Origin of the sequence: Streptococcus sp. S784/96/1 (genome assembly GCF_902729355.1) — a bacterium.
Taxonomy (GTDB): Bacteria; Bacillota; Bacilli; order Lactobacillales; family Streptococcaceae; genus Streptococcus; species Streptococcus caledonicus.
In genome coordinates, this window is sequence record NZ_CACVCC010000006.1 from 53,232 (window position 1) to 79,541 (window position 26,310).

General features: G+C 38.5%; 23 protein-coding genes, 3 tRNA genes and 1 other RNA gene. 4 read left to right on the forward strand and 23 right to left on the reverse strand.

Going from position 1 to position 26,310, the window contains the following annotated elements; genetic code table 11:
- Positions 1–61: 61 nt before the first annotated feature.
- The 16 genes from GZ996_RS03300 to GZ996_RS12180 form a co-directional block, all read right to left on the reverse strand.
- A complete protein-coding gene (locus GZ996_RS03300; RefSeq protein WP_162011324.1) occupies positions 62–1,810 on the reverse strand; it encodes an ABC transporter ATP-binding protein in 1,749 nt (582 codons plus the stop codon).
- Complete coding sequence (locus GZ996_RS03305; RefSeq protein ID WP_162011325.1) at positions 1,800–3,542, reverse strand: ABC transporter ATP-binding protein; 1,743 nt, start codon at positions 3,540–3,542, stop codon at positions 1,800–1,802. The genes GZ996_RS03300 and GZ996_RS03305 overlap by 11 nt, the downstream gene beginning before the upstream one ends.
- 143 nt (positions 3,543–3,685) lie before the next feature.
- Positions 3,686–4,180, reverse strand: coding sequence for an AAA family ATPase (locus tag GZ996_RS03310; RefSeq protein WP_162011326.1), 495 nt, complete (start codon positions 4,178–4,180; stop codon positions 3,686–3,688).
- Positions 4,181–4,634: 454 nt separating this feature from the next.
- Positions 4,635–5,153 (reverse strand): VanZ family protein, encoded by a 519-nt coding sequence (locus GZ996_RS03315; RefSeq protein ID WP_156806456.1) that lies wholly within the window; start codon positions 5,151–5,153, stop codon positions 4,635–4,637.
- Complete coding sequence (rlmN, locus tag GZ996_RS03320) at positions 5,153–6,304, reverse strand: 23S rRNA (adenine(2503)-C(2))-methyltransferase RlmN (protein WP_162011327.1); 1,152 nt, start codon at positions 6,302–6,304, stop codon at positions 5,153–5,155. Before rlmN ends, GZ996_RS03315 begins: the two co-directional genes overlap by 1 nt.
- Positions 6,305–6,419: 115 nt before the next feature.
- Entirely contained in the window at positions 6,420–6,965 is a 546-nt protein-coding gene (locus tag GZ996_RS03325; RefSeq protein ID WP_162011328.1) for a YutD family protein, read from the reverse strand.
- Between the two features lie 1,018 nt (positions 6,966–7,983).
- Complete coding sequence (locus GZ996_RS03330) at positions 7,984–8,625, reverse strand: DUF3862 domain-containing protein (RefSeq protein ID WP_156806669.1); 642 nt, start codon at positions 8,623–8,625, stop codon at positions 7,984–7,986.
- Positions 8,626–8,668: 43 nt separating this feature from the next.
- Positions 8,669–9,015, reverse strand: a transfer-messenger RNA (tmRNA) gene (gene ssrA, locus GZ996_RS03335).
- 149 nt (positions 9,016–9,164) lie between these two features.
- Positions 9,165–9,236 (reverse strand) — tRNA-Arg (locus GZ996_RS03340).
- A gap of 67 nt (positions 9,237–9,303) precedes the next feature.
- A complete protein-coding gene (gene rpsA / locus GZ996_RS03345) occupies positions 9,304–10,512 on the reverse strand; it encodes a 30S ribosomal protein S1 (protein ID WP_156806670.1) in 1,209 nt (402 codons plus the stop codon).
- An 85-nt stretch (positions 10,513–10,597) separates the two neighbouring features.
- Positions 10,598–10,669: transfer RNA gene (locus GZ996_RS03350), tRNA-Gln, on the reverse strand.
- Between the two features lie 5 nt (positions 10,670–10,674).
- Positions 10,675–10,755, reverse strand: a tRNA-Tyr gene (locus GZ996_RS03355).
- 60 nt (positions 10,756–10,815) lie between these two features.
- On the reverse strand, positions 10,816–11,046 hold the full coding sequence (locus GZ996_RS03360; protein ID WP_156806671.1) for a DUF2969 domain-containing protein: 231 nt from the start codon (positions 11,044–11,046) through the stop codon (positions 10,816–10,818).
- 166 nt (positions 11,047–11,212) lie between these two features.
- Positions 11,213–12,238 carry a branched-chain amino acid aminotransferase gene (locus GZ996_RS03365; RefSeq protein WP_162011329.1) on the reverse strand — a complete coding sequence of 342 codons (1,026 nt, stop codon included), beginning with the start codon at positions 12,236–12,238 and terminating at the stop codon, positions 11,213–11,215.
- Between the two features lie 143 nt (positions 12,239–12,381).
- Positions 12,382–14,838, reverse strand: a complete 2,457-nt coding sequence (parC, locus tag GZ996_RS03370) for a DNA topoisomerase IV subunit A (protein WP_162011330.1) — start codon at positions 14,836–14,838, stop codon at positions 12,382–12,384.
- Positions 14,839–15,355: 517 nt separating this feature from the next.
- The gene (locus GZ996_RS12180; RefSeq protein WP_156806702.1) at positions 15,356–15,607 is read right to left on the reverse strand and encodes a CPBP family intramembrane glutamic endopeptidase; all 252 of its coding nucleotides are present in this window, start codon (positions 15,605–15,607) and stop codon (positions 15,356–15,358) included.
- Positions 15,608–15,766: 159 nt separating this feature from the next.
- Between GZ996_RS12180 and GZ996_RS03380 the strand changes: the two genes are divergently transcribed.
- Positions 15,767–16,000, forward strand: coding sequence for a hypothetical protein (locus tag GZ996_RS03380; protein ID WP_162011332.1), 234 nt, complete (start codon positions 15,767–15,769; stop codon positions 15,998–16,000).
- A gap of 93 nt (positions 16,001–16,093) precedes the next feature.
- On the opposite strand, the gene fic is transcribed toward GZ996_RS03380, so the two are convergent.
- A complete protein-coding gene (gene fic, locus GZ996_RS03385; RefSeq protein WP_161978768.1) occupies positions 16,094–16,699 on the reverse strand; it encodes a protein adenylyltransferase Fic in 606 nt (201 codons plus the stop codon).
- 9 nt (positions 16,700–16,708) lie between these two features.
- A complete protein-coding gene (parE, locus tag GZ996_RS03390) occupies positions 16,709–18,664 on the reverse strand; it encodes a DNA topoisomerase IV subunit B (RefSeq protein ID WP_161978767.1) in 1,956 nt (651 codons plus the stop codon).
- A gap of 153 nt (positions 18,665–18,817) precedes the next feature.
- Between parE and GZ996_RS03395 the strand changes: the two genes are divergently transcribed.
- Positions 18,818–19,516 carry a helix-turn-helix domain-containing protein gene (locus GZ996_RS03395; protein WP_443255842.1) on the forward strand — a complete coding sequence of 233 codons (699 nt, stop codon included), beginning with the start codon at positions 18,818–18,820 and terminating at the stop codon, positions 19,514–19,516.
- A 337-nt stretch (positions 19,517–19,853) separates the two neighbouring features.
- Here the strand turns inward: GZ996_RS03395 and yihA are convergent, their stop codons facing one another.
- The 5 genes from yihA to GZ996_RS03415 all read right to left on the reverse strand — a co-directional run bounded on the left by yihA (position 19,854) and on the right by GZ996_RS03415 (position 23,382).
- Positions 19,854–20,453 carry a ribosome biogenesis GTP-binding protein YihA/YsxC gene (gene yihA / locus GZ996_RS03400; protein WP_156806677.1) on the reverse strand — a complete coding sequence of 200 codons (600 nt, stop codon included), beginning with the start codon at positions 20,451–20,453 and terminating at the stop codon, positions 19,854–19,856.
- 11 nt (positions 20,454–20,464) lie between these two features.
- Entirely contained in the window at positions 20,465–21,694 is a 1,230-nt protein-coding gene (gene clpX / locus GZ996_RS03405; RefSeq protein WP_162011333.1) for an ATP-dependent Clp protease ATP-binding subunit ClpX, read from the reverse strand.
- A gap of 20 nt (positions 21,695–21,714) precedes the next feature.
- A complete protein-coding gene (locus GZ996_RS11705; RefSeq protein ID WP_156806679.1) occupies positions 21,715–21,885 on the reverse strand; it encodes a hypothetical protein in 171 nt (56 codons plus the stop codon).
- Positions 21,885–22,397, reverse strand: coding sequence for a dihydrofolate reductase (locus tag GZ996_RS03410; RefSeq protein WP_162011334.1), 513 nt, complete (start codon positions 22,395–22,397; stop codon positions 21,885–21,887). Before GZ996_RS03410 ends, GZ996_RS11705 begins: the two co-directional genes overlap by 1 nt.
- 124 nt (positions 22,398–22,521) lie before the next feature.
- Positions 22,522–23,382 carry a thymidylate synthase gene (locus GZ996_RS03415; RefSeq protein ID WP_156806681.1) on the reverse strand — a complete coding sequence of 287 codons (861 nt, stop codon included), beginning with the start codon at positions 23,380–23,382 and terminating at the stop codon, positions 22,522–22,524.
- 309 nt (positions 23,383–23,691) lie between these two features.
- On the opposite strand from GZ996_RS03415, the gene GZ996_RS03420 reads away from it, so the two are divergent.
- Complete coding sequence (locus tag GZ996_RS03420) at positions 23,692–24,864, forward strand: hydroxymethylglutaryl-CoA synthase (RefSeq protein WP_162011335.1); 1,173 nt, start codon at positions 23,692–23,694, stop codon at positions 24,862–24,864.
- Positions 24,854–26,119, forward strand: a complete 1,266-nt coding sequence (locus GZ996_RS03425) for a hydroxymethylglutaryl-CoA reductase, degradative (protein WP_238386385.1) — start codon at positions 24,854–24,856, stop codon at positions 26,117–26,119. Before GZ996_RS03420 ends, GZ996_RS03425 begins: the two co-directional genes overlap by 11 nt.
- The last annotated feature ends 191 nt before the right edge of the window (positions 26,120–26,310 follow it).

The following is a 26,310-nucleotide window of genomic DNA, read 5'->3' on the forward strand; positions in this document are numbered from 1 at the left end:
TAGTCACAATATATTTTTCTACAACAATAAAATCTCCTAGCATTTGCTAAGAGATTCTGTTTTAATTCTGCATGGCTCCTGCTTGGAGTTCGTACATTTTATGATAGGTTCCACCAAGTTCTAAAAGCTCCTCATGGGTTCCAGACTCGATAATCCGTCCCTTGTCAAGCACGTAAATACAATTGGCATCTTGGATGGTTGACAATCGATGAGCAATCGCTATTGTTGTCCGACCTTTCCGCATCTTGGCAAGAGAATTTTGCACAATACTCTCTGTCTCAGAATCAATATTGGCTGTTGCTTCGTCTAGAATGAGGATTTTAGGTTGACTGGCTACCGTTCTGGCAAAGGCCAAAAGCTGGCGCTTACCTGTTGAAAACGAAGAGCCACGCTCAGAAACTGGGGCATCATATTTTTCAGGTAATTTCTGAATAAATTGATCTGCATCAACAAACTCTGCTGCTGCTTGAATCTCTTCATCCGTCAACTGTTGATACATGGCAATATTAGATTTAATGGTTCCATGATATAGGAATGGATCTTGGAGAACTAAACCAACATTTTTTCGTAACTCAGCTTGACTATAATCACGGATATCAATACCATCAAGAAGTACTTGCCCTTCTGCAAATTCATAGAAACGCATAAAAACATTGATAATAGATGATTTCCCTGAACCTGTGTGACCAACAAAAGCAATGGTCTCACCTTTTTTCACTTCAAAGGAAATATCATCAAGAATTTTACGACTACCATCATACGAGAAACTCACATTTTTAAAGACAATATTCCCTTGAGTCACCCTTGCACTGCTATTGTCATTTTGAACAGGTTCAAAACCAGTTTCATCAATCAGTTTGAAAACACGACCGGCAGATACCATAGAGGTTTGAAGTGTTGAAAAGTTTTGACTGACTTCAATAAGTGGATCAAAGAGACGATTCACATACTGGATAAAAGCATAGATTGTACCAGCTGTTACCGCTGTTTTCATTCCCATCGCTCCAAAATAGCCCATCAAAACAGCATAAGCAAGGAGTTTTAAAAGTGACATAGCAGGACGAAGCATCAAACTGTCTAAAGCCATAAAACGGTTTGAGTAAAGCACATGTTCTTCATTGATAGCATCAAACTCTTCTTTGAGACGCTCTTCCTGGTTGAAAGCCTGGATAATACGAATCCCTTCAATACTTTCAGCCAATTTACTGTTGATATCTGAGAGAAGCGAACGCGTTTTTTCAATAACAGCCGTTGACTTTTTACGGTATAAATTAACAAGAATAAAGATGAGGGGTAAGAAAATAACAACCAAACTCGTCAATTTAATGTCCAGAACCAACATGGTATAAAGCGTCACCGTGAAGACAAATATAGCTGAGATAAAACTTGATAAAATCCCAGAGAACATCTCACTGATGGATTCCGTATCATTGGTCAAACGAGACACAATTGAACCCGCAGGTGTTTTATCAAAATAAGACATTCCTAAGCGCTCCATTGTCGCAAAGGCATCACGACGAATATCTCGGACAATGCTGTAAGAAACACGCGCAAAAAGCAAATTACCTAGGTAAGAAAAAGCTGCGCGCAGTAGGTAAAGCAGATAATACCCCACCAAAATCAGACCTGCTGTCTGCGTCATATTGCCAAGGTAGTCATCAATAAAGCGACTAGCCACCAATGGAATAATGGTTTGTAGAACGGTTGTGGTCAAAAGAAAAGCTAGCGCCAGAACAGTTAACCACTTATAATTTTTTAAATAGGATAGAAGACGTTTGAGAACTTCCCATTGATTTTGTTTAGTTTTCATCAACACCCTCCATTTCTAATTGTTGTGAAGCATAAGTTTCAGCATACCAGCCATTTTGCGCCAACAGTTCTTCGTGAGTCCCACGTTCAAGGATACGCCCATCTTGCATGACCAAAATAAGGTCAGCGTGAACTACTGCTGATAAGCGATGCGCTGTTATAATCGTTGTCTTATGGTCACGTGTCTCTTTCAGATTTTCAATAATGGCATGTTCGGTCTTAGCATCTACAGCAGATAGACTATCATCCAAAATCAGAATATCAGGATTCAAAATCATGGCACGGCTCATGGCCAAGCGCTGCTTTTGTCCCCCAGAAAGAGAAACACCCTTTTCACCAATAAGAGTGTCGAAGCCTTCAGGCATCGCCTTAATATCATCATAGACTTGAGACAGCTTAGTCGCTTTTTCCACTTGTTCCAATGGCAGAGCAGGATTTCCAAAACGAACATTTTCTAAGATTGTTGTCGCAAATAAAAATTGGTCTTGCGGAACATAACCAATCAAACCACGCAAATCAGACAATCGATAATCACGAATATTACAACCATCTAACTTAATAGAGCCATCATTAACATCATATTCACGCAATAATAACTTAATCAAGGTTGTCTTACCAGAACCTGTCTGACCAACCAAGCCAAGTGTTTGACCCTTTTCAAGAGTAAAATGAATATCTTCAAGAGTAGGTTCACCCTCGTAAGCGAAGTGATCAATAGCGTATTCTAAACAACCATTGCAAATCCCCTCAACTGGACTATCTGTCTCCTGAACATCAGATTCTTGATCTAATAATTCAGCAATACGGTCATAGGAAACATTACCACGTTGTGTGATATTGAAAAGGAATCCCACAGCCATCAAAGGCCAAACGAGCATATCTAAGTAGGTCACAAAAGTAACAAGATTACCGACAGTTACCTGCCCCGCTTGTACCATATAAGAACCGACTAAAAGGGTCAAGACATAGCTAGCTCCTACAAAAAGCATCACTGTCGGATCAAACATCGCATTGTACTTCATTGACACCATATTTTTTTCAAAAGCTGCTTCATTAACTTTTTGAAAAGCTTGTGTTTCTTCTTCTTGGTAACCAAATGATTTGGTGACTTTGATACCTGAAACTGATTCTTGAACCTTATTGTTAAGGTCTGAAAAAGCCGCTTGAGATTGTCGGAATGATTCGTGATTCTTACGTCCCAAACGACTTGTTGCCAAGGCCATAAATGGTAAAGGTAACACCGCAATCAAGGTCATTTGCCAAGAAATGCTAAAGAACATAGTTGCCAATGTTACCAAAGCTGTTACCGAAGCATCAACTGCAGACATGACACCACCACCTGCAAGACGCGTCAAAGAGTTAATATCATTAGTCGCATGCGCCATCAAGTCCCCAGTACGGTATTTTTGATAAAAGGACGGAGACATTTTGGTAAAATGCTCAAACAATCTGAAACGCATGATTTGGCCTAGACGATAGGATGTTCCAAAAATATACATTCGCCAAATATAACGTAAAAAATACATGCCTAGGGAAGCCAATAACAAATAGATAAGGTTAATTACCAATTCTGTTTCCGTTAAGCTTCTACTAACAATGTGGTCAACAATCCCCCCCATCACAAAAGGGGGCACCAAATTAAGTACCGCGACCAAGCTCAGTGCAATAATCCCAATGAGATATCGGCGTCTTTCTTGATAGAAAAACCACCATAATTTTTTTATAATTTGCATAATCTTAATGCAAGACTTTCCGAATATTGGTTTAAACTTATTACAGAAAGACCTACCTGTTTCCCTTTCAATTTCTTTTCATCTATTGCCTGCTATTTTCAGCACACACAACTTTTATCATACACCTTAGACCTTCTCAAAGGTCAAGTATTTTCTCTTACAAAATGCAAAGCATCCTTTAAATTGCTCACCTTTAGCACTTTTACAGTTGAGAATTGTTCCAAAAGTTCTTCTGTCTTTTGATGGCTTTTTGGAAAACCCCATATAAAACGGATAAAGTTCCAATCAATACGCTTTGGGTTACCAGCACTATTATCTTGAAAAAGGCTGTGCAAATACCGCTTAACAACACGATAAAGACACACCAAGCGTGGCACCTTTAGCCAGATGACCAGCTCTGCTCTTTTAAGACGAACTTCCATTGAACTACCATAATTACCATCAATAATCCAAGAACTTCCTGATACCACTTTGTCTAATCGCTCCAAGAAAACCTCTTTTGAAACGGTATGCTTGTCATCAATCCAATTCAGTTTATCCAGATGGATGAGGGGAAGCTCCAATTCCTGAGCTAATCTCTTTGCTAGGGTTGACTTTCCAGAGCCTGGAGAACCAATAATCATTATTCTCTGATACATCATCTACCTCCAAGAAAGGAAGGCTGGTAAACCTATTCCAGCCTTCTTTTTTATAGTAATAGTCGTTGCAGTTCGTAAAATGCTATAGTTATTTAGTATCATTTTTATTAGCACTTATCCTAATGTAGTGTGTGGGTTTGCTCCAATTTAGAGATCCTAGTTCTCCTTCACTCTTTAATTTATAAGTTCAGGCTGAAATTATTCATTGGACATTCTCACTCCTCATATTAAAACTTGACAGTTTGAGTGTTTTCACCATTTCAGAAAGGGTTAGTTATGGCGACTACGTCGCCCATGATTTTTTCAAAAATCAATTACTAATATAATACAGTTATATGTTGATAGCATAAGTTAATAACTTTATCAATATTGTGATATTTTAAAACTAAGTAACTATAAAACAGTTCTGTATAAAAGATCATTCAGAAATTGAAAATTTAAGTAGTAAAAGAAGTTACAACTTATACCCCACTCTCAATAAAGTTTGTAGCTTATTAAATGTCCAAAAAGCAATAGCGCCCCCAAGTGTATTAGTCCAAAGGTCATCAATCTCAAAGACACGATTGGCATCAATAAGCAAATCTAAGATTAACTGCCCTACCTCAATGGTTAAGGAAATAGCAAAGCTTAACCAAAGGATTTTCTTCAGATTTCTCAAGTTTGGAAAAAGACCAAGCAAACCTAACATCAAGGGAAATATCAAGAAGATATTCATCACATTCTGAGTGATGACCCAAAATATTTCCAAGGCAGTATCTAATTCTCCAAAACCGATTAAAGAATTAAAGGGAACTAATAGAAACACCATTCTTCCAACCGAAAAGACATTAGGGGTCTCTACACCCTCAATAGTCCCATACTGAGGTGTCCAGCACAGCAATACTAATGTTAAGCTATACAGAATCACTAAACTCCAAGTTAGCTGACGTCCTTTTAAGGTTAGCTCTGCTTGTTTATCAAAAAAACTAGGCATTAACGACCTGCCGCTTCAACAACTGCTTTACGGCGATCAGCCTTCATCGTATTTGAACGAAGCTGCCCACAAGCCGCATCAATATCCGTTCCATGCTCTTGACGCACGACACAGTTAACGCCATTCTTCTTAAGAACATCATAGAATGCAGCTGTTCTTTCCTTCGTCGAACGACTATACTGATCGTGTTCTGAAACAGGGTTATAAGGAATTAAGTTAATATAAGATAACTTGCGAATTTTCTTTGTTAAATCAGCCAATTCTTGGGCATTTTCAACATGATCATTGACTTCATTGAGCATAATATATTCAAAGGTTACACGACGGTTAGTTGTCTCAATATAATATTCAATAGCCTCAAACAGTTTCTCTAGTGGGAAAGAACGATTGATACGCATGATATTTGAACGTAAGTCATTATTGGGTGCATGAAGAGAGACCGCAAGATTGACTTGCACACCTTCATTAGCAAAATCTTTAATTTTATGGGCTAAGCCAGAGGTTGATACTGTAATATGGCGCGCACCAATTGCAAGCCCCTTGTCATCATTAACGACATGAAGGAAATTCATCACATTGGTATAATTATCGAGTGGCTCACCAATTCCCATCACAACGATATGGCTGACACGCTCTCCTTGGCCTCGCTCATCAAAATATTTTTGCACCAACATGATTTGAGCAACAATCTCTCCACTCACCAAGTCACGTTGTTTAGGAATCAAGCCAGAGGCACAAAAAGTACATCCAATATTGCATCCCACTTGAGTCGTCACACAGACAGAAAGACCATAATGCTGACGCATCAAAACGGTCTCAATCAACATTCCATCAGGAAGCTCAAACAAATATTTAACCGTACCATCTTTTGACTCTTGGACAATACGTTGCTTAAGAGGATTAATACAAAAGTGTTCATCCAATTTCGCAATAAAATCTTTTGAAATATTAGTCATTTCATCAAATGATTGGACACGTTTGCGATACAACCAATCCCAGATTTGAGTCGCACGGAATTTTTTCTCACCATTTTCAATCGCCCACTCAATCAACTGTTCCTGTGTCAAATTATAAATAGAAGGTTTATAATCTGGCATATCTTCTAATTTTGGACGACGCTTTGATCGTGTTACCTTTATATCTTCAGTCATTAATAAAGCACCAGAGAGTTAACTAAACTGAGAAAGTGACTATATTTTCCCAATGATAACCTCACATTCAACTATTTCCTTAGTTAAACATCCTTTCATTTTTCATATTAACAAACTATTGTTCTTTTTTACGAATGGTAAAATGCTGTTTGCCATCCGAGTTTTTTTGGTCAAAATCACGCCGACGGGATTTTTCTGTCTTTTCCCGATTGACACTGCTCATTTTAAAGTCTTTTTGAGGCTTTTTAGCGGATAATCTACGGCGACGCTTACGACGACGTTTATTCTGCTCTTCATCCTCTGATATTATTTCACGAGGCTCTCCATTTTCTAAAACAAAATAAGCACAGCCAAAAGCACAATGCTCGTTAAGATAATCTTCTAAGCGAGAAATTTTCAGTGTATTAGCTACTGATTTATCCTCACGATAAAAACCTTTCAGACGAAGTTGTTCGTTACCCCAATCGCCAACAATGTAATCATACTTTAGAAGCCATTCCGAAAAACGTTGAGTGAAAGCCTCAGTATCAAAGGCTTCCTTGTGATTTTTTAAAAGCGTAAAACTCGTATCATCAGATTTTACAATCTGATCAAAATAAACAAAAACAGGCCCTGGAAATTTATTGTAATTAAATAATTCAGGAGAAATCTCTTTACGCATTTTATTCCTTTCTATCAATATCCTATCATAAATAGGTCAATTTTATATAGTTTAAAAAACAGTTGCTTCATACTATTATAACCCTAATATTATACCCTATTTTTTTCTAAAATGTTAGTAAAAATAAGAAAGAATCATTCCCGTAGTTGCTAATTTCAATGAGTGATTTCAGGATAGAAAAGTCAATTTTTTGAAAATACAATCAAATAACCCATATTATGCGCGATACAACTGTCCTTACACCTACAATTTCAATTACCTTTATATCTGAAAACGCCAAAACTTTGTGGCGATAATGTTGAAAAATGGATGTTCTTCTATAAGTTGATAAGCTAAAACGTTAATATCATGTGGCGATTGTTATTTTTATAGTCTTCCAATCGCTTGATAGGACCGAGAGGAAGAACAACGGGAATGATTCAGAAAAGACGTTCACCCCCTCTTTTAGTGAGACTCAAAAAACGAAATAATAGACTCATTTGATCAATTTTATACAGACTAAAACCGTAAACGTTTATCACATACATTTTAAAAGATTTAAACCAATCTAATCACTTTTAGTAAAATGTTATAAATCATTTACCATCAAAAAAACAACTAAAACAAGTCAGTAAAAAATCCTCTATCAAGATAACAGTTATTATACCAAACAAGTCAACCTCTTATACCTAATTTCTAAATGACCTGATTTAGCAAGTTATGACAACACTCCTACAGAACGCCAACAACTATAGCCAAAGTAGTCGTTCACTTGTGTTTTTTAAAGATAAAAAATCAAAAAAGCGACACACTATTACCCAAAAGTTGTACAAGCATTTAATGGTAACATACAAAATAAGCATGAATTTTTTTATTTACGATTTAAACACTAAAAGGCACAAAATCATCTGTTTTACAATCGGATTCTATGCCTTTTAACCATGTTTTAAACATAAGAACAACAAAAAGAATCCCTAAATTTTCCAAACAGACTAGCCAAGGTTATATCATATAAAACTAATTCTAATAGTTTGGGTAATTAATCCTTAATTCCATTCTGTTCAACTCTTACCAGAGCATTATTTTCAAAATCTAGAATTAGAGTAGCTCCACTATCCGTTTTAAGACCACTGGTCCAAACCGCTTGTATTTCCTCTTTTTCTGAGGAAACTGCCTGTGACATCACATCAGGTTGCCCAAGCTTATCCGATATAGCTTTGAAACTATCACCAGGTATATTCTCTTGAGAAATCTTTAAAGCATCAACATCCGATTTTGTGATAGTTTCTTCACGGTTAAATTGAAAGTTTGAAATAGAACGAACAATACTACTATCTTGATAAATGTGGACACGTAACGATACTTGGTCAAAATTCCAAGTGTATAGATCAACAGAAACACTACCTGCAGGAACTGTTTCGTGGCTCATAGGCTCACCAAACAGATTTTTTAAACCTTCAAGATTTGTACCACCTTTAAACTCATTAGCAGCACTGGCTAATTGAATATCATTAAACTTCAGTCGTATATCTTGATGAATTGGGGTTGTATCTTTTTTTACAACATTAGTATCTAATGTAACATTTTCAACAGTTTTTACTTCTGTATCTTTCTTAGAAGAACAAGCTGATAAACAAAGAAAAAATATCCCAAGTCCTAGAAATAATAAGTTTTTTTTCATCTTTTTTCCTTTAAAAAAATGGCAGAAAAAATCTGCCAAATAGATATGGAGCCGGTGGGAGTCGAACCCACGTCCAAACACCTGCCAACACATTCGTCTACAACCATAGGTTATGTCTTGCTTTAACAAAATTTTGACACATAACTCAAGCCCAAACCTTGCGAGTCTATCAATCTCTTTTTAACTAGCTAGACAATAGTCAAACGTAGCTTGCTGTTTTAAGACTTCTAATAAGACACAAGCAATCTTATAGAAATCACGCTTGCTGGTGTTTAGGCAGCGAAAGCGTAAGAGTTTGTATTTTTTGCAGTTATATTTAACTGAACGTTAACGCCGTCACGCGAGTCGCAAAATGTGCCTCATAATGCCTGTCGAATCCGTAACGACCCCATTACGTGTAACACTTTTTAAGTATAACAAATTTTCATCTCCCTTGCAATCTTCAGACAAGCTTTTAGAGCAAATAGAAGATATCAGCGATTAGCATTTGTTATGAACATTAAAAAGCTTAAATCACAAGGACTTCTCTGTATCCTTCATCCACTCTAAGGGAATCGAACCCCTATTTCAAGAACCGGAATCTTGCGTGATATCCATTACACTAAGAGTGGTAACTAAATTATTATAGCATGAAAAATCAAAAATTAAAAGACCTGTTTAACAGGTCTTTGGTTAAAATTACAATTCGATATCACCGAAAAGGTCAGCCATTGAGAAGCCAGTTTGTGTTTCTGGTAATTCGTAATCGCGTTTAGCTTCACGTTTTGGAGCACGACGACGTGGTTGACGTTTTTCGCCTTCTTCATTGGAATTTTCTTCACGTGCTGGACGCTCTTCCAATGCTTTGATTGAAAGTGATACACGTTCAGCTTCAGCATTTACTTCAAGAACTTTAACAGTTACATCTTGACCTGCTGAAAGAACATCTTTTGGATTTTCAACACGTTTGTGTGAAATTTGTGAGATGTGAACAAGTCCATCAATACCTGGTAATACTTCAACGAAAGCACCGAAGTCAGTCAAGCGTTTAACTTTACCTTCAATAACATCGCCAGCTGCAAGTTTTTGCTCAACGCCATCCCATGGTCCAGGTGTTGTTGCTTTAAGAGAAAGTGATACACGTCCTTCTTCCTCATCAATTGCAAGAACTTTAACTTCTACTTCTTCACCTACAGATACAACTGATTTTGGAGAAGCGTTGCGTTCGTGTGACAATTCAGTCACGTGAACAAGTCCATCAACACCACCAAGGTCGATGAAAGCACCGAAGCTTGTCAAACGAGCAACTTTACCAGTAACAACTGAACCAACTTCAATATTTGAGAAAATTTCTTGACGAGCTGCTGCAGCTATTTCTTCAACAACTTCACGACGTGACAAGATGAAACGGTTTTCAGCAGCATCAACTTCTTTAATTTTAGCATCAAACTCTTGACCAACAAATTGTTCAGTGTTACGAACAAAGCGTGTATCAATCATTGACGCAGGGATGAAACCACGAAGTCCTTCAAACTCAACTGAAAGTCCACCTTTAACAGCACGAGTCCCTTTAACAGTAACAACTTCGCCTTCACGACCAACTAATTTGTCCCAAGCTTTGCGAGCTTCCAAACGTTTTTTAGATACAAGGTAAGTTACTGTATCAGTATCTTTACCTACAACTTGACGAAGAACAAGCACTTCAAGTGTTTCGCCAGCTTTTACAAGGTCATTGATGTCAGCATTACGGTCGTTAGTCAATTCACGAAGAGTCAATACACCTTCAACACCAGTACCACTGATGATAAGGTTAGCTTGACCAGCGTCAACTGTCAATACTTCTGCAGTGACAACATCACCTGGGTTAACTTCGCTAACACTGTTTAGCAAATCTTCAAATTCATTCATTCTAAAAAATCCTCCAACAAAACCCAGCCTATTCTGGGTTTTGGTATATCTTATTTTCAAGGTTACTCGCAAGAGCTTACCATGACTGGGGTAGCTGGATTCGAACCAACGCATGAGGGAGTCAAAGTCCCTTGCCTTACCGCTTGGCTATACCCCATTAAATGGAAAGAGAGGGATTCGAACCCCCGAACCCGAAGGAGCGGATTTACAGTCCGCCGCGTTTAGCCTCTTCGCTATCTTTCCAAAACACAAGGATTAGTATAACACAGTTCCTTGTTGAAATCAAGTCATATATTTAAATTTTTAATGATTTAAATTGTAGTTTTCAATAATTTTTTCAACCGCTTGATCCAATGTCTTATAAAACCTATCAACTTTGCTATCTTTTACAAGGGCAAAGCGGTCATCAAGCTCTGCAATTTCACCAATCATTTTTTTGGCAATATTAAGCTGATAACCATCGACTTCGGTCCCATTCACCTCAATTTTTGCATCTACAATTTGAATTTCAATTTTTTTATCTTTTTTACTCATAATTTCTAAAACACTATGGCTATCAAATGGAAGTTTTCAAACAATCACTTGTCACTCATCTTCCACTGTTAGTAACCGACTTTTATTCTCCTTGTCTTATTTTTCGGGCAACACTAATATTTTACCGAAAACGAAAACTGCTTGCAAGTGCAAGCTGTTATTTTTTCTATAAATCAACGGGAACAATCCAACCTTTAGGTGCTTCTTTATCACCAAATTGAATGCCTGTTAATTCATCATATAATTTTTTAGTGATTGGTCCAACTTCTGTCTCACTATAGAAAACGTGGAATTCCTCTCCGTGTTGTATCCCACCAATCGGTGAAATAACTGCTGCTGTACCACAGGCACCTGCTTCCGTAAACTTAGCTAAATCATCAACAAAGACATCACCTTCAATTGCCTTCATTCCAAAGCGGTGCTCTGCTAGATAAAACAACGAATATTTAGTAATTGAAGGCAAAATGGATGGGCTAATTGGAGTGATAAATTCATTATCAGCTGTGATGCCAAAGAAATTGGCTGATCCAACTTCTTCAATTTTAGTATGGGTGGCCGGATCAAGGTAAATCACATCTGAAAAACCAGCAGATTTAGCTTTTTTACCTGGCAACAAACTTGCTGCATAGTTTCCGCCAACCTTAGCCGCTCCTGTGCCGTTTGGTGCCGCACGGTCATAATCGTCTTGAATCAAGAAATTCGTTGGCTGCAAGCCCCCTTTAAAATAATTGCCGACAGGCATCGCAAAAACAGTAAAAATGTATTCTTCTGCAGGTTTTACGCCAATAATATCTCCAATACCAATCAATAGAGGACGAAGATAGAGTGTTCCTCCTGTGCCATAAGGAGGAACAAAATCAGCATTAGCTTTCACCACCTGTTTACAAGCATCAATAAATTTGTCAGTTGGAACAGGTTCCATCAACAGACGATCTGCAGTCCGTTGTAGGCGCTCTGCGTTTTGATCTGGTCTAAAAAGTTGAACGCTTCCCGCTTTCGTCCGATAGGCTTTCAAACCTTCAAACGCTTGTTGCCCATAATGCAGTGCTGGAGAACTTTCTGAAATGTGCAATTGCGTGTCTTCTACTAGCACACCATCATCCCATTTCCCATTTTGAAAGTAAGAAATGTAACGAAATGGTAATTTGCGGTATTCAAATCCTAAATTTTCCCAATCTAATTCAACTGTCATTGTTTATACCCACTCTCTCATTAATAATTGTTATTTAGTATAACGCTTTTGGAAAAGAAAATCAATAAATTTTCAGACAATTCTGTCTTTTAGCGATACTGAACACAAAAAAACTCTAACCGAAATGGCTAGAGATTGGTTTGTTATCGTATTTTAGCTGATAAAACTTCATGTTCTGAAATCGTGTCACTGACAAAGCTACCGTTGCTAGTACGTTCAGAAAGGCTGAGTTGACTCAAATCTTTTTCAATCACTTGACCAGCAGTATCTGTAATCTGAAGAATTTGTGCGTCATCCGTTGCAACTTCTGTCGTAAATAAATCGAGTACAGCTCCGCTATTTTCCGAAAGAACAGGGCCAGCTACAAAGACACGATGAGGTTTGGCTTTTAGTTCACGTAAAACTTGCAGACCTCGACCAGCTCGCTTGGTTTGTGGAATCTCACTGAGTGCTACTCGCTTCAAGCTACCACGCTGTGTCAAGAGATAGAAACTATCCGTATTTGCAATAAAAGCAGACTGGATGACATCAGCATCTTTAAGGTTAATGGCTTTAACCCCTGCCGCTTTCGCCCCGACGACAGGAACGTCATTAATCGTAAAGCGAAGGGCATAACCGTTTCGTGTCACAAGCATCACATCTTCCAAGAGAATCGGGCTAACCATTACCATACGATCACTGTCTTCTTTCAGTTTAGCGTATTTCACAGATTTCGATTTGTAAGTCCGCCATGGACTAAATTCCTTGCGTTCAACACGTTTGATTTGACCTAATGCGGTAATCGCAACGTAGGTTCCCTGGTCAAACTGATCAAGCAACTCTGCATACAGAACTTCCTCATTAGTTGCAAAATTCGTAATGGTTTGCGACAAGTGCTCACCAATATCTTTCCAACGAATATCCGTCAACTCATGGACTGGGCGGTAAATAACGTTTCCCAAAGTCGTGAAAATCAACAAATGTTGCGTTGTCCTAGCCGCTTGTACAAATAGAAGATCATCGTCATCACGTTTTCCAATTTCGTCCACCGTTGAAGCATTGAACGAACGTGGGCTAGTACGCTTGATATAACCTCCTTTGGTTACGCTGACAAAGGTGTCTTCTTCCACGATAAGACTGGCTGTATCGATTTCAATGGCAACAGCCTCGTCTTGCAATTCTGAACGGCGTGGGTTACCAAAGTGTTTTTTCACCTCACGGAGTTCTTTTTTCATGACATTGTACATGGTTCGTTCATCGCCAATAATAGCGGCTAACTCCATGATTTGCTGACGAAGCGCTTCTTCCTCATTTTGCAAGGTCACAATATCAGTATTGGTCAAACGATACAGTTGTAGGGTCACAATCGCTTCTGCCTGTTCTTCGGAAAAGTCATAGCTAACCTTCAAGTTTTCCTTGGCGTCAGCTTTATTTTCCGAAGCACGAATAAGGGCAATGACCTCATCTAAAATCGAAATAACACGAATAAGTCCCTCTACAATATGCAAACGGCGCTCTGCTTTTTCCTTATCAAATTGAGATCTCGCCACAATAATCTCACGGCGGTGCGCGATGTAGCTAGAGAGGATTTTGTGAAGTCCTACCTGACGAGGGGTAAAGTTGTCAATGGCAACCATGTTGAAGTTGTAATTGACTTGAAGGTCTGTGTATTTGAGTAGATAATTGAGAATCGTCTGGCTATCGGCATCTTTTTTCAATTCAATTGCAATGCGCAAACCGGTACGGTCTGACTCATCACGAACTTCCGCGATTCCCGGAACCTTATTGTTCACACGGACATCGTCAATCCGCTTGACAAGGACAGCCTTATTGACCTCGTAAGGAATTTCAGTTACCACAATTTGTTGTTTGCCACCCTTGAGGGTTTCGATTTCTGTCCGTGAACGAACAACAACACGTCCCTTACCTGTCTCATAGGCCTTTTTGATTTCATCCGCACCTTGGATAATACCTCCTGTCGGGAAGTCTGGACCAGGGAGAAATTCCATCAATTTCTCTAACTTAGCTGATGGATGGTCAATCATGTAAACCACTGCATCAATCACTTCTGATAAATTGTGTGGTGGAATATCGGTCGCATAACCTGCTGAGATACCTGTGGCACCATTGACCAGAAGGTTAGGAAAAGCAGCTGGTAAAACCGTTGGTTCTTTTTCCGTATCGTCAAAGTTCCATGCCCATGGCACGGTATTTTTTTCGATATCTTGAAGGAGGTAGCTTGCGATTTCAGATAGCCGAGCCTCCGTATAACGCATGGCAGCAGGTGGATCACCGTCCATAGAACCGTTGTTCCCGTGCATCTCCACCAAAATTTCACGGTTTTTCCAATCCTGAGACATGCGCACCATGGCATCATAAATCGAACTGTCCCCGTGGGGGTGGAAATTACCCATGATATTACCGACAGACTTAGCCGACTTACGGTAGCCCTTATCATGGGTATTGCCATCCTTATTCATCGAATAAAGAATACGACGTTGAACGGGTTTTAACCCGTCTCGAATATCAGGAAGCGCCCGCTCCTGAATGATATATTTGGAGTAGCGACCAAAACGCTCTCCCATGATGTCCTCAAGGGACATGTTTTGAATGTTTGACATTTTCTAAATATCTTTCTTTTGATTTTTTGAAAGCTCCTTTAAGTAGTGAGGACGGAAGCGAGCCTACCGTTCCATCCCTAACTGTTGAGCCTAGGTCTCAATAGTCCCCTAGAGGTTGAAACATAAATATCTCCACCTTCTATTTTTAATGGTAATAGCAGATTGACGCAGTGGTTGATTGGCAGTCTGCAACTGGACACTTCTTTAGTTTTAAGTGTCCACCTAAAATAGTCCACCAGACTATTTTAGTACCACGCAATCGTTAGCGGCCATCCTATACAAATGTGATGAACGTTGTTCATCTTATTTCCAACCTCCAAAAATCTCCCAGACCTTCGGAGCTGTGCGGAAGTAGGAGTGAAAGTGTCCAGTGGACAGTTTCAGCCTGAGCTTAGAAATCAGAGAGCGAGGGGAAGTCAAGACTTCGAAATCATGGCTCCTGTTCCACTCTCTTTCACTACGGCAGGAGATTTCTGAATAGGCGACTATATCGTTTATTTACTAAGTAATACTATCTTTATTCCAGCATGTCGATATCTGAATTGGCTAAGCACACTGAAATTCCCCATAAAATCATTAAGCCTGCTATCAATACTGAATCTACTTTTGTAATAAAGTAACCTAATACAATATTGTTTAAGCCGTGCAAAATCATACAAAAAAGTATCGATTGCGTTTTACGATATAATGTCGCTAGCACAAAACTAAAAATAACGGCGTAGATTAAAAATTGATAATAGGGAAATTGTTGCTGAATACTACCGTCAATAAACTATAGTGGTCAATGCCAGAACCCCCAAACAAATCCAGTTAGCAAGCTAGATTTCCAATAAGCAATTTTTCCTCTAGCAAAGGTTGCATCGTCCCTCGCCATCCTAGCTCCTCATTACCACCACCAATTAAGATTGCCTATATCAGTAAAATTAGAATGAGTGAGTTTGAAAAACGCCCACTAATCCCGACAGAAGATAAGCTAAATACAAGCAATAATAATACTGAAAACAAGATTAAATATTGCCAAGAATTTCTTTTTATACTAAATAGGAAAGTTTTTAACCCACTTAATGATTTATCTTCTAAATACATTATAGCTGCAATGGTCGGACTTAAACCTGAAAAAATATGCATCACATTGCCTATGGACGAGGTCAAAGGGATATGAAAGTTGCCATTGCACCCCAGCCTAAACCCATGTCATAAAAAAAGTTAGACTGAGAAATAAAACTAACTTATTAGGAAATGACTTCACCATTAACTATAACTCCTCAATCTTATACAGTGTGTACCCCTCATAATAATAGGAGTAGTCAATTCCTTTCATATACAATTCACGATTAGTAATGTCGGAAGTTAATGCCTTATTCAGAATATGTTTAATTTCAATATCACGGATAGGGCTTCTTTCCATAGCCAAGAGGTAATCTTCCTTATCAACCTTAGACCAGTCAACCACTTGACCTAGCTCTTTTGACAAGATGTGATCAAGCCAGATACGCATGCTGCGCCCATTCCCTTCACGAAAAGGATGGGCAACATTCATCTCGACATATTTTTCAACAATAGCATCAAAACTATCCTGTGGCATTTTGTCGATGTTTTCCAAGGAAACTTGAAGATACATAACTGGTGCAAATCTAAAAGCTCCCTTAGCCATATTGACCGTACGGACCTTGCCAGCAAAATCGTAGATTTCCTCAAAAAGAAAATCATGGATATAAGCTAATGTTTCAAATATGCCTGCTGGCTTATCCTCCAACAATTGTTTTTCAAACAGTTGTTTTGCACGGAGCTTACTGAGTTTTTCTTCTGCTTCTGCTAATTCTAGAGAATTTCCTATTCCTAGCTTATTTTCTAAAACCATCATATCTCCTTACTTGCTAAAGGCTGTTGCTTCTTCCAAGGTAAACTTGACATTATCTTCAATCCATTGACGGCGAGGAGCTGGTTTGTCCCCCATAAGGACCGATACACGGCGCTCAGCACGCGCAAGGTCATCAATGGTCACTCGAATAAGAGTGCGGCTATCTGGATTCATGGTCGTTTCCCAAAGCTGGTCGGCATTCATTTCACCAAGTCCTTTATAGCGTTGGAGCATGGCACCTTTTCCAAAATCACGACGCAACTCTTCTAACTCTCCATCTGTCCAAGCATAGGCGATTTTTTCTGTTTTACCTTTGCCTTTAGACATTTTGTACAAAGGTGGAAGGGCAATGTAAACGTGCCCTGCTTCAACCAGTGGTCGCATGTAACGGTAGAAGAACGTCAGTAGGAGGGTTTGGATATGGGCACCATCGGTGTCGGCATCTGTCATGATGATAATTTTGTCATAATTGATATCATCTAAGCTAAAATCCGCACCAACGCCTGCACCTATCGTATAAATCATGGTGTTGATTTCCTCATTTTTAAGGATATCACTCATTTTAGCTTTTTCAGTATTTAAGACCTTACCACGCAATGGCAGAATGGCTTGGAATTTACGGTCACGCCCTTGTTTAGCAGAACCACCGGCAGAATCCCCTTCGACAAGGTACAATTCATTTTTAGCCGCATTTTTAGATTGAGCAGGGGTCAATTTCCCAGACAGAAGTCCTTTGTCCTTCTTATTTTTCTTACCGCTTCTAGCGTCATCACGCGCTTTTCGAGCCGCTTCACGAGCATCTCTTGCTTTAATGGCTTTACGTACTAAATTCGTTGCCAGTTCACCATTTTCCAAGAGGAAAAAGGTCAAATTTTCAGAGACAATCCCATCCACAACTGGACGAGCTAAAGGTGAACCTAACTTATCTTTGGTCTGCCCTTCAAATTGTAGATGCTCTTCAGGCACAAGGATGGACAAAACTGCAGACAAGCCCTCACGGTAGTCAGACCCTTCCAAATTTTTATCTTTTTCTTTGAGTAGACCTGTCTTACGGGCATAATCATTCATCGCCTTTGTAATCGCTGTTTTTAGACCCGTCTCATGCGTTCCACCATCTTTGGTACGGACATTGTTGACAAAGGACAAGATATTATCCGAGTAACCGTCATTGTACTGCATAGCAATTTCCACTTGGAATGACTGATCTTGCCCTTCGATAGAAATAACTGGTGTCAAGGTTTCCTTGTCTTCATTCAGATAAGCGACAAAATCCTGCACCCCATTTTCATAATGGAAAGCTTCAGATACAGGCTCTTCTCCACGCAAATCAGTAAGCGTCATGGTCACATTTTTCAAGAGAAAAGCAGATTCTTTCAAACGTTCTGAAATCGTATTGAATTTAAAATCAGTCGTGGAAAAAATGCGGTTATCCGGCATAAAGGTAACGGTCGTCCCTGTCTTAGACTTAGGTGCTGTGCCAATCTTTTTCAAGGTGGTTACAGGTTTTCCGCCATCTTCAAAGCGCTGCTTATAAACAGCACCATCACGAGTAATCTCAACTTCAAGCCAACTTGAGAGGGCATTAACCACTGACGATCCTACCCCGTGCAAACCACCTGAAGTTTTATAGCCCCCTTGACCAAATTTACCACCTGCGTGAAGAACGGTGAAGATTACTTCAACCGTTGGTTTACCCATAGCATGCATCCCAACAGGCATCCCACGACCACTGTCAGCTACACTAACAGAGCCATCCGCATTTAATGTCACATCAATTTGATTTCCAAAGCCAGATAGAGCTTCATCAACCGCATTGTCCACAATTTCCCAAACCAGGTGATGCAGTCCAGTCCCATCAGTTGATCCAATATACATTCCTGGTCGCTTACGAACGGCATCCAACCCTTCCAATACCTGAATCGCATCATCATTATAGTTATTTACATTAATATCTTTTTTAGCCAAAATAGCCTCCGAAAATTTTCATCTGTACCATTTTACCGATTTTTATTGAATTTTGCAAAATAAAATTGTTTTTATTGATTTTTTTTCAATCGACTTGATTTTTTTTCATACAGATGATACACTTTTATTAAACAAGTATTAAGGAGAAATATGATGTCTTTGGAAATAGCAGAGCGATTAAAGCAGTTACGATTAAAGGCTGGATTTGAACAAGCAGAATTAGCAAACCAATTAGGCTATAAATCTGATAGTACCATTTCCAAATGGGAAGCTGGTAAAACCCTTCCGACAGGACGACGCCTAAGCCGATTAGCAGAGCTCTTAAATACAAGCATTGATTACATTCTTTATGGTCAAGAAAATCAATTCCCTCAATTGAATACCATCTTTGCCCAGTTAGAAAGTGCCCGCAAAGAAAAGGTAATAGACTTTGCTCATTTGCAACTTGAAGAACAAGTTCGCCTTTCCAAACCACGTTTTGAATATAAGGTTTATGAAAAATTATCAGCTGGAGGAGGCTTCTCTTATTATAATGACGGCAACTACGACAGCGTTTTTTACGAAGAAGAGCTTGATCATGACTTTGCTTCTTGGATTTTTGGTGATAGCATGAATCCTGTTTATCTAAACGGTGAAGTGGCTCTTATCAAACAAACTGGTTTTGATTACGATGGTGCTGTTTATGCTGTTGACTGGGATGGCCAAACCTATATCAAAAAAGTTTACCGAGAAGAGGGCGGCCTCCGTTTGGTATCCCTAAATCCTAAATATAAGGATAAATTTGCCCCCTATGATGAGGAGCCTCGTATCATCGGAATCATCGTCGGTCATTTCATGCCGATGGAAGTCTGATTCCCGAGCTATCATTAGATGGATTAAATACCTATTCTAGTATCTAATCAATTTTTCTAACGTGTGGGACATTCAAAAGATTCAGGGGACCTTTTAAGAAAAGTTAACGAAGCTAGTATCAAAATTCCCTCCTACAGGATTCCATCGTTTTTTTGATAAAACACATCCTATCAGCACTTTCTGTTGCGATGTCAGTATTCACCTATGATGGTAAGATTTAGAGATAGCAATTTCATTCCCATAACTATCTCCTGCTTACAAAAACATCTTAAAAGGCTTGAAGTTTTGGTTTTCTAACCCGAACTTCAAGCCTTTATTTTATCAATGACAATTATTCTTAGAGATAATCTAAAATAGTATCCCATGCTTCATCATAGCCATGACGGGTCTCAGATGAAAAAACAATAAAATTATCATTTTTATCAAAATTTAATTTTTTCTTAATCGCTGATTCGTGTTTATTCCACTTACCTCGTGGAATCTTATCGGCTTTAGTTGCCACAACAATAACAGGAATCTCATAATATTTTAGAAATTCGTACATTTGCACATCATCAACTGATGGATCATGTCTCATATCCACAAGACTGACAACAGCGCGCAAATTATCACGACTAGTCAAATATTCTTCAATCATTTTGCCCCATTTGGCACGTTCTGTTTTAGAAACCTTGGCATAGCCATAGCCCGGAACATCAACAAAGCGAAGCTTGTCATCAATGTTAAAGAAGTTCAGTAACTGAGTTTTCCCCGGTTTACTTGATGTTCTCGCCAGATTTTTTCTGCCCAAAAGACAATTAATAAAACTAGATTTTCCAACATTTGAACGACCTGCTAAGGCAATCTCAGGGAGATCATCTTGAGGATAGTGAGATTTATTAGCCGCACTCAAAAGGATTGAGGCATTATGGGTATTTAGAAAAATTTCTTCTGCCATATGTGACCTCCTTACGCTGTCTCCAAAACAGGGCCGGCTTTCCCTTCAACAGCTTCTTTGGTGATACGAACGCAGGTCACTTCTTCTTGACTTGGAATTTCAAACATAACATCTAACATAGTTTCTTCTATAATTGAACGTAGTCCACGTGCTCCTGTCTTACGCTCAATAGCTTTTGAAGCAATGCTTTCTAACGCTTCTTGCTCAAACTCTAATAAAACACCGTCATAAGAAAGTAATGTTTGATATTGTTTAACCAAGGCATTTTTAGGTTCCGTTAAAATCTTAACCAAATCATTTACAGTTAGTTGCTCAAGAGCCGCTACCACCGGTAAGCGCCCAATAAATTCCGGAATCAAACCAAATTTTTGAATGTCTTCAGAAATAATTTCTTGCATATAAGATGCTTCATCATCAAGTTTTTTATTATTTTGTCCAAAACCAATGATTTTTTCACCCATGCGTTGTTTAACAATATCTTCAATACCATCAAAAGCACCACCAACAATAAATAGAATATTTTTAGTATCTATTTGAATCATTTCTTGATTTGGATGTTTACGTCCTCCCTGAGGGGGCACACTAGCCACTGTACCTTCAATGATTTTTAGAAGAGCTTGTTGAACTCCTTCTCCCGAAACATCACGGGTGATGGAAACATTTTCCCCTTTTTTTGCAATTTTATCAATTTCATCCACGTAGATAATACCACGCTCAGCACGTTCAATGTTATAATCTGCTGCTTGAATCAGTTTTAGTAGGATATTCTCGACATCCTCACCTACATACCCTGCTTCAGTCAATGATGTAGCATCAGCAATAGCAAATGGAACATTTAGACTTTTAGCCAACGTTTGAGCCAAGAAAGTTTTACCAGAACCTGTTGGACCAATCATAAGAATATTTGATTTTTGCAACTCAACATCATCATCGTGGCGACTTTCTGTAAAACTAACACGTTTATAATGATTATAGACTGCTACCGCTAGAGCTCTTTTGGCACGGTCTTGACCAATAACATAGCTATTTAGAAGCTCTAGTAATTCTTTTGGTTTTGGAACTTCTGTTAAATCAGCTAAAACTTCTTCTGCTAACTCCTCTCGAATAATTTCTTGAGAAAGTTCAACACATTCATTACAGATAAAAACGCCATTACCAGCGATAATTTTACGAACTTCTTCCTGATTTTTTCCACAGAAAGAACAATAAACTCTGTGATCCATTTTTCTATTTGAGGCCATTATCTTCACTTTCTAGTTATTTAAAATAAGTTGCCATAAAAGGCTTGAATCGTATTGACAAGGTTACTAATTGCATTGAGTAAGAAAAAAATTGCTAAACCATATCGCTTTTTCTTAAGCGCTGGCCCTATAGCAAGTACACAAATGACGCCTAAGCAGGCGGTAAACACACCAAAAAGACTACGTTGCACTAGTCTCCCTCCTTTTTATCAAAAATGGAAATGGTGAAATCATAGGGATTTTTATCATCTTTTTGAATATTTCGTTCAGATATCTGAACGAACGGCTTCATATCTAATGATGGAAAATAGGCGTCTCCATCAATATCTGCATGAATAGTCGTTTTAATTAAACCATCATAGTAGGCTTCAAAAGCCTTATAAATAGCTGAACCACCTGCGATATAGAGAGTTTTTTCTTGCTGTTCAAACCAATTTAAAACTTCCTCAATAGAGTGAACTACAGTAACTCCTTCAACACTATAATTCGTATCACGGGTTAAAATCAAGGTTTCTCGTCCTGGTAACTTACGACGGTTCATACCATCAAACGTCACACGCCCCATCAAAATCGCTTGCCCTATTGTAGTTTCTTTAAAATGGTTTAATTCGGCAGGTAAATACCAAGGCATGGTTTGATTTTTTCCAATAATACCGTCTTCCGTTTGTGCCCAAATAGCAATCATCTTTTTTTCATTAGTCATGTCTATAGTTTACCAAAAATAAGCTAAAAAAGCTTGTTTGAAATCAAAAGATGCCCAAAACTTCAAAGACACTGTGACATCTTTTACAACTGCATCAACCCCTGTCGTAAACATTGACTCTAGATTAGATTGCCAATTCAAATTTAAGCTGTGGTTTAACAGGTTCATAGTCTACTAATTCAAAATCCTCAGGTTTAATCTTAAAGAAATCAGTTCCATTAGGCACATTGAGCACTAAACGTGGTTCTTTATCTGATGGCGTGCGACGTCGTAATTCAGCCGCATTATCAAATTGATTGTCATAAATGTGAAGATTATTAATAAAATAGAAAAACTTCCCAACCTTCCAGCCAAAATGCTTGGCAATCATCATTTGGAGAGCTACATATTGCATGGCATTAATATGATGAGCCACCAACATATCATTGGAACGTTGCGTCAAAGTTGCATCTAGATATATGTCACCATCAACTCTACGGACATCAAACATGGTTTGAAAGGCACACGGTAACAACCCAGCAGTTTCTTCAAATGCTTCGTAATCCCAAAGAGAAATGACGTTACGTCTGTTCCAAGGGTTTTCCTTTAGTTGTTTCAATAGCTTGGTGATAATGTCATGCTGTTTAACGACTGCACCGTAGCGTTGTCCGATGGAACGAGCATCACCATTATTAGCAGTAACACCTGCTACTTCCCAATCATTCCAATAGTGAACATTGTATTTATCCTCTAAAACATCTAAGCTATTAGATTGATCTTGATAAATCCATAACATCTCTTTAATAGCCGATTTTATTGCGATTGGACGCAATGTGGTAATAGGGAACTCTCCTTTACTTAAATCATACTCAGCAAAAGCACCTGTAATGTATTTAGAGTTGGCTACCCTTCCATCCTTATACTTAGGTCTAGCCTGTTCTGACCAAACTCCCTCTTCTAAAATTTTTCTGATATTATCTTTGAAAATAGCATCCGCTTTAGTCATTTTTTACCCTTCTTTACAAATTTGAATAGACGCTTTACTTTGTTAGTCGCTATGCTATTTTACCGAAAAATACCTAAAAAAGCCAACGAAAAAAATTGGTCTCAAGTCTTAGGGTTTTTTCAAAAAAATATGATAAAATGGACAATGGTAAAATCCCCTAATAAAACTAAATAAGAAACTGTGTACATAAATGGAATATCTCTACAGCATATTAAAATTATGACATTTTTGCACATGACTAAGTTAACTTGGCAAAGTTGCTTACTTTCTAACTTGATAGCAGTTTCTACCCATTTGGAGAATAAATCGATGAACATTGGAATTGATAAAATTGGTTTTGCAACCTCACAATACGTCCTCAACATGAATGATCTAGCTTGCGCTCGCGGAGCCGAACCTGAAAAATTTTCAATAGGGCTTATGTTAGATGCCCTAAGTATCACACCCATCTCAGAGGATATTGTAACCTTAGCTACTACAGCTAGCCAGGACATCCTAACAGAACAAGATAAGGCAGATATTGATATGGTTATCCTAGCGACCGAATCTGGCATTGACCAGTCAAAAGCCGCTAGTGTGTATGTTCATAGCCTTTTAGGTATCCAATCATTTGCGCGTTCTTTTGAAATAAAAGAGGCCTGCTATGCGGCTACTGCTGCGCTCAATTACGCTAAACTACACGTCTCTACTAATCCTGATAGTAAGGTTTTAGTAGTTGCTTCTGATATTGCTAAATACGGCATTGGCTCTGCCGGAGAATCAACACAAGGAGCCGGTGCTGTAGCTATGCTAGTCAGCTCAAATCCTAGGATTCTTACATTTAACAATGACAATGTGGCTCAGACGCGTGATATCATGGACTTTTGGCGTCCAAACTATTCTACTACCCCATATGTAAATGGAATTTATTCTACTAAACAATATTTGGATAGTTTAAAAACAACCTGGGCAGAATATCAAAAGCGCCACCAGACAGATTTAAAAGATTTTGCGGCTATGTGTCTGCACCTCCCATTTCCAAAATTAGCCCTCAAAGGACTCAATAAATTAATCACAAAAAATCTCCCAGAGCAGAACAAAGCACAGCTTTTGGCTAATTTTGAGCATTCTATTGCCTATAGCCGGAAAGTTGGAAATATCTATACCGGATCCCTTTATCTGGGACTCCTATCTCTTCTTGAAACTAGTGATACCATCAAAGCAGGAGATAAAATCGGGTTATTTTCATATGGTTCAGGAGCAGTCTCTGAAATTTTCTCAGCTAACTTAGTTGAAGGGTACAAGGCAATGTTAAAACCATCTCGACTACTCGATTTAGACAAACGCTCTCCCCTTTCTGTAACTGAATATGAGAAATTATTCTATGAAGAAGCTGACCTAGATGAAGAGGGCTCAGCCACTTTTAACAACTATAAAACTGGATCTTATCGCCTCAAAGGCATTGAACAACATCAACGGATTTATATCAAAAATGAAAATTAATTGGACTGGCTTTTCAAAAAAAACACCCTTAGAACGCCAAAAACTTATTTCATCTCTCTTAACAGAAGAAAAACAGACACTTCTTAGGGACAACAAGCAACTCGCTCTTAAAACTGCCGATCAGATGGCAGAGCATGTCCTAGGAACTTTCTCCTTGCCATTTTCTATAGCTCCAGACTTTCTAATTGACAATAAAATTTACCATGTTCCTATGGTAACAGAGGAACCTTCTGTCGTCGCCGCTGCTAGCTTTGCTGCTAAACTTATCAAGCGTTCAGGTGGCTTTACTACTACAATCCACAATCGACTTATGATAGGTCAAGTTGCTCTTTACAATCTTAAGGATAAAAAAATAGCAGAGCAAATAATCTCATCTCACAAAGAACAGCTTTTATCTCATGCAAACGAAGCCCATCCTTCTATCCTCAAACGCGGGGGTGGTGCTCGTAATATTTGGACAGAAGAAAAAGAAGAGTTTCTCATCGTTTATTTGTCTGTGGACACACAGGAAGCAATGGGAGCTAATATGTTAAACACTATGTTAGAAGCTATTGCCCCTATTTTGGAAGAGATAACAGCTGGGAAAAGTCTTATGGCAATTTTGTCCAACTATGCTACCGAAAGTTTAGTAACTGCTGAATGTTCCGTTGACCTACGTTTTTTAAGTCGTAACATTGAAGAAGCTCAACAATTAGCTCAAAAAATGGAACTCGCAACTCACTTAGCACAGGTTGATACTTATCGTGCTGCCACTCACAATAAAGGAATTTTCAACGGTATTGATGCTGTTGTTTTAGCAACAGGAAACGATTGGAGAGCTATTGAAGCCGCCGGACATTCCTACGCTACTCAAGGAGGTTTATATCGTGGTTTATCTAATTGGTTTTACGATAGAAAAAAACAACAAGTTCACGGTAAACTCACACTACCAATGCCAATCGCAACCAAAGGAGGCTCCATCGGCCTTAATCCAACCGTGCAATTAGCACACGAACTTCTCAATTCCCCAAGTGCAAAAGAACTAGCAAGTGTTATTGTTTCAGTTGGACTAGCACAAAATTTTGCTGCTTTAAAAGCATTAATTGGAACAGGTATCCAAGAAGGACATATGAAACTTCAGGCTAAGTCATTGCTACTCCTTGTCGGTGCAACAGAAAAAGAGGCCACCATACTTCTCCCCAGATTACTTAAAGAAAAGTACCGAAATCAAGAAACTGCACAAGAACTGCTAATAGATTTAAGAAATCAAAAATAGAGTGAGGGTAAGTCATGTTTTCAAAGTTTTGACTTACCCTCATTCTCGTTTGCTTCACTACAGAAATTTCTCGTTATTGCAACTTCGTCGCCTGTAATGATTTCAGAAAACTCCAATTGCCCCTCATGTATTGATAACAACTAAATTACAACTGGGACAATTTATCCCAACGATGCTTACTATCTAAAAAC

Excerpts from the sequence above, each read along its gene's own strand:
- rlmN (WP_162011327.1), bottom strand. The coding sequence starts at position 6,304 with ATGACTGAAGATATAAAGGTAACACGATCAAAGCGTCGTCCAAAATTA.
- GZ996_RS03395 (WP_443255842.1), top strand. The coding sequence starts at position 18,818 with ATGTCTTTGGAAATAGCAGAGCGATTAAAGCAGTTACGATTAAAGGCT.
- GZ996_RS03380 (WP_162011332.1), top strand. The coding sequence starts at position 15,767 with ATGAGTGAGTTTGAAAAACGCCCACTAATCCCGACAGAAGATAAGCTA.
- GZ996_RS03310 (WP_162011326.1), bottom strand. The coding sequence starts at position 4,180 with ATGTATCAGAGAATAATGATTATTGGTTCTCCAGGCTCTGGAAAGTCA.
- rpsA (WP_156806670.1), bottom strand. The coding sequence starts at position 10,512 with ATGAATGAATTTGAAGATTTGCTAAACAGTGTTAGCGAAGTTAACCCA.
- GZ996_RS03315 (WP_156806456.1), bottom strand. The coding sequence starts at position 5,153 with ATGCCTAGTTTTTTTGATAAACAAGCAGAGCTAACCTTAAAAGGACGT.
- GZ996_RS03365 (WP_162011329.1), bottom strand. The coding sequence starts at position 12,238 with ATGACAGTTGAATTAGATTGGGAAAATTTAGGATTTGAATACCGCAAA.
- GZ996_RS03410 (WP_162011334.1), bottom strand. The coding sequence starts at position 22,397 with ATGACTAATGAAAAAAAGATGATTGCTATTTGGGCACAAACGGAAGAC.
- fic (WP_161978768.1), bottom strand. The coding sequence starts at position 16,699 with ATGGTTTTAGAAAATAAGCTAGGAATAGGAAATTCTCTAGAATTAGCA.
- yihA (WP_156806677.1), bottom strand. The coding sequence starts at position 20,453 with ATGGCAGAAGAAATTTTTCTAAATACCCATAATGCCTCAATCCTTTTG.
- clpX (WP_162011333.1), bottom strand. The coding sequence starts at position 21,694 with ATGGCCTCAAATAGAAAAATGGATCACAGAGTTTATTGTTCTTTCTGT.
- GZ996_RS03360 (WP_156806671.1), bottom strand. The coding sequence starts at position 11,046 with ATGAGTAAAAAAGATAAAAAAATTGAAATTCAAATTGTAGATGCAAAA.
- GZ996_RS03300 (WP_162011324.1), bottom strand. The coding sequence starts at position 1,810 with ATGAAAACTAAACAAAATCAATGGGAAGTTCTCAAACGTCTTCTATCC.
- GZ996_RS03325 (WP_162011328.1), bottom strand. The coding sequence starts at position 6,965 with ATGCGTAAAGAGATTTCTCCTGAATTATTTAATTACAATAAATTTCCA.
- parC (WP_162011330.1), bottom strand. The coding sequence starts at position 14,838 with ATGTCAAACATTCAAAACATGTCCCTTGAGGACATCATGGGAGAGCGT.
- GZ996_RS03425 (WP_238386385.1), top strand. The coding sequence starts at position 24,854 with ATGAAAATTAATTGGACTGGCTTTTCAAAAAAAACACCCTTAGAACGC.
- GZ996_RS03330 (WP_156806669.1), bottom strand. The coding sequence starts at position 8,625 with ATGAAAAAAAACTTATTATTTCTAGGACTTGGGATATTTTTTCTTTGT.
- GZ996_RS03305 (WP_162011325.1), bottom strand. The coding sequence starts at position 3,542 with ATGCAAATTATAAAAAAATTATGGTGGTTTTTCTATCAAGAAAGACGC.
- GZ996_RS03420 (WP_162011335.1), top strand. The coding sequence starts at position 23,692 with ATGAACATTGGAATTGATAAAATTGGTTTTGCAACCTCACAATACGTC.
- GZ996_RS03415 (WP_156806681.1), bottom strand. The coding sequence starts at position 23,382 with ATGACTAAAGCGGATGCTATTTTCAAAGATAATATCAGAAAAATTTTA.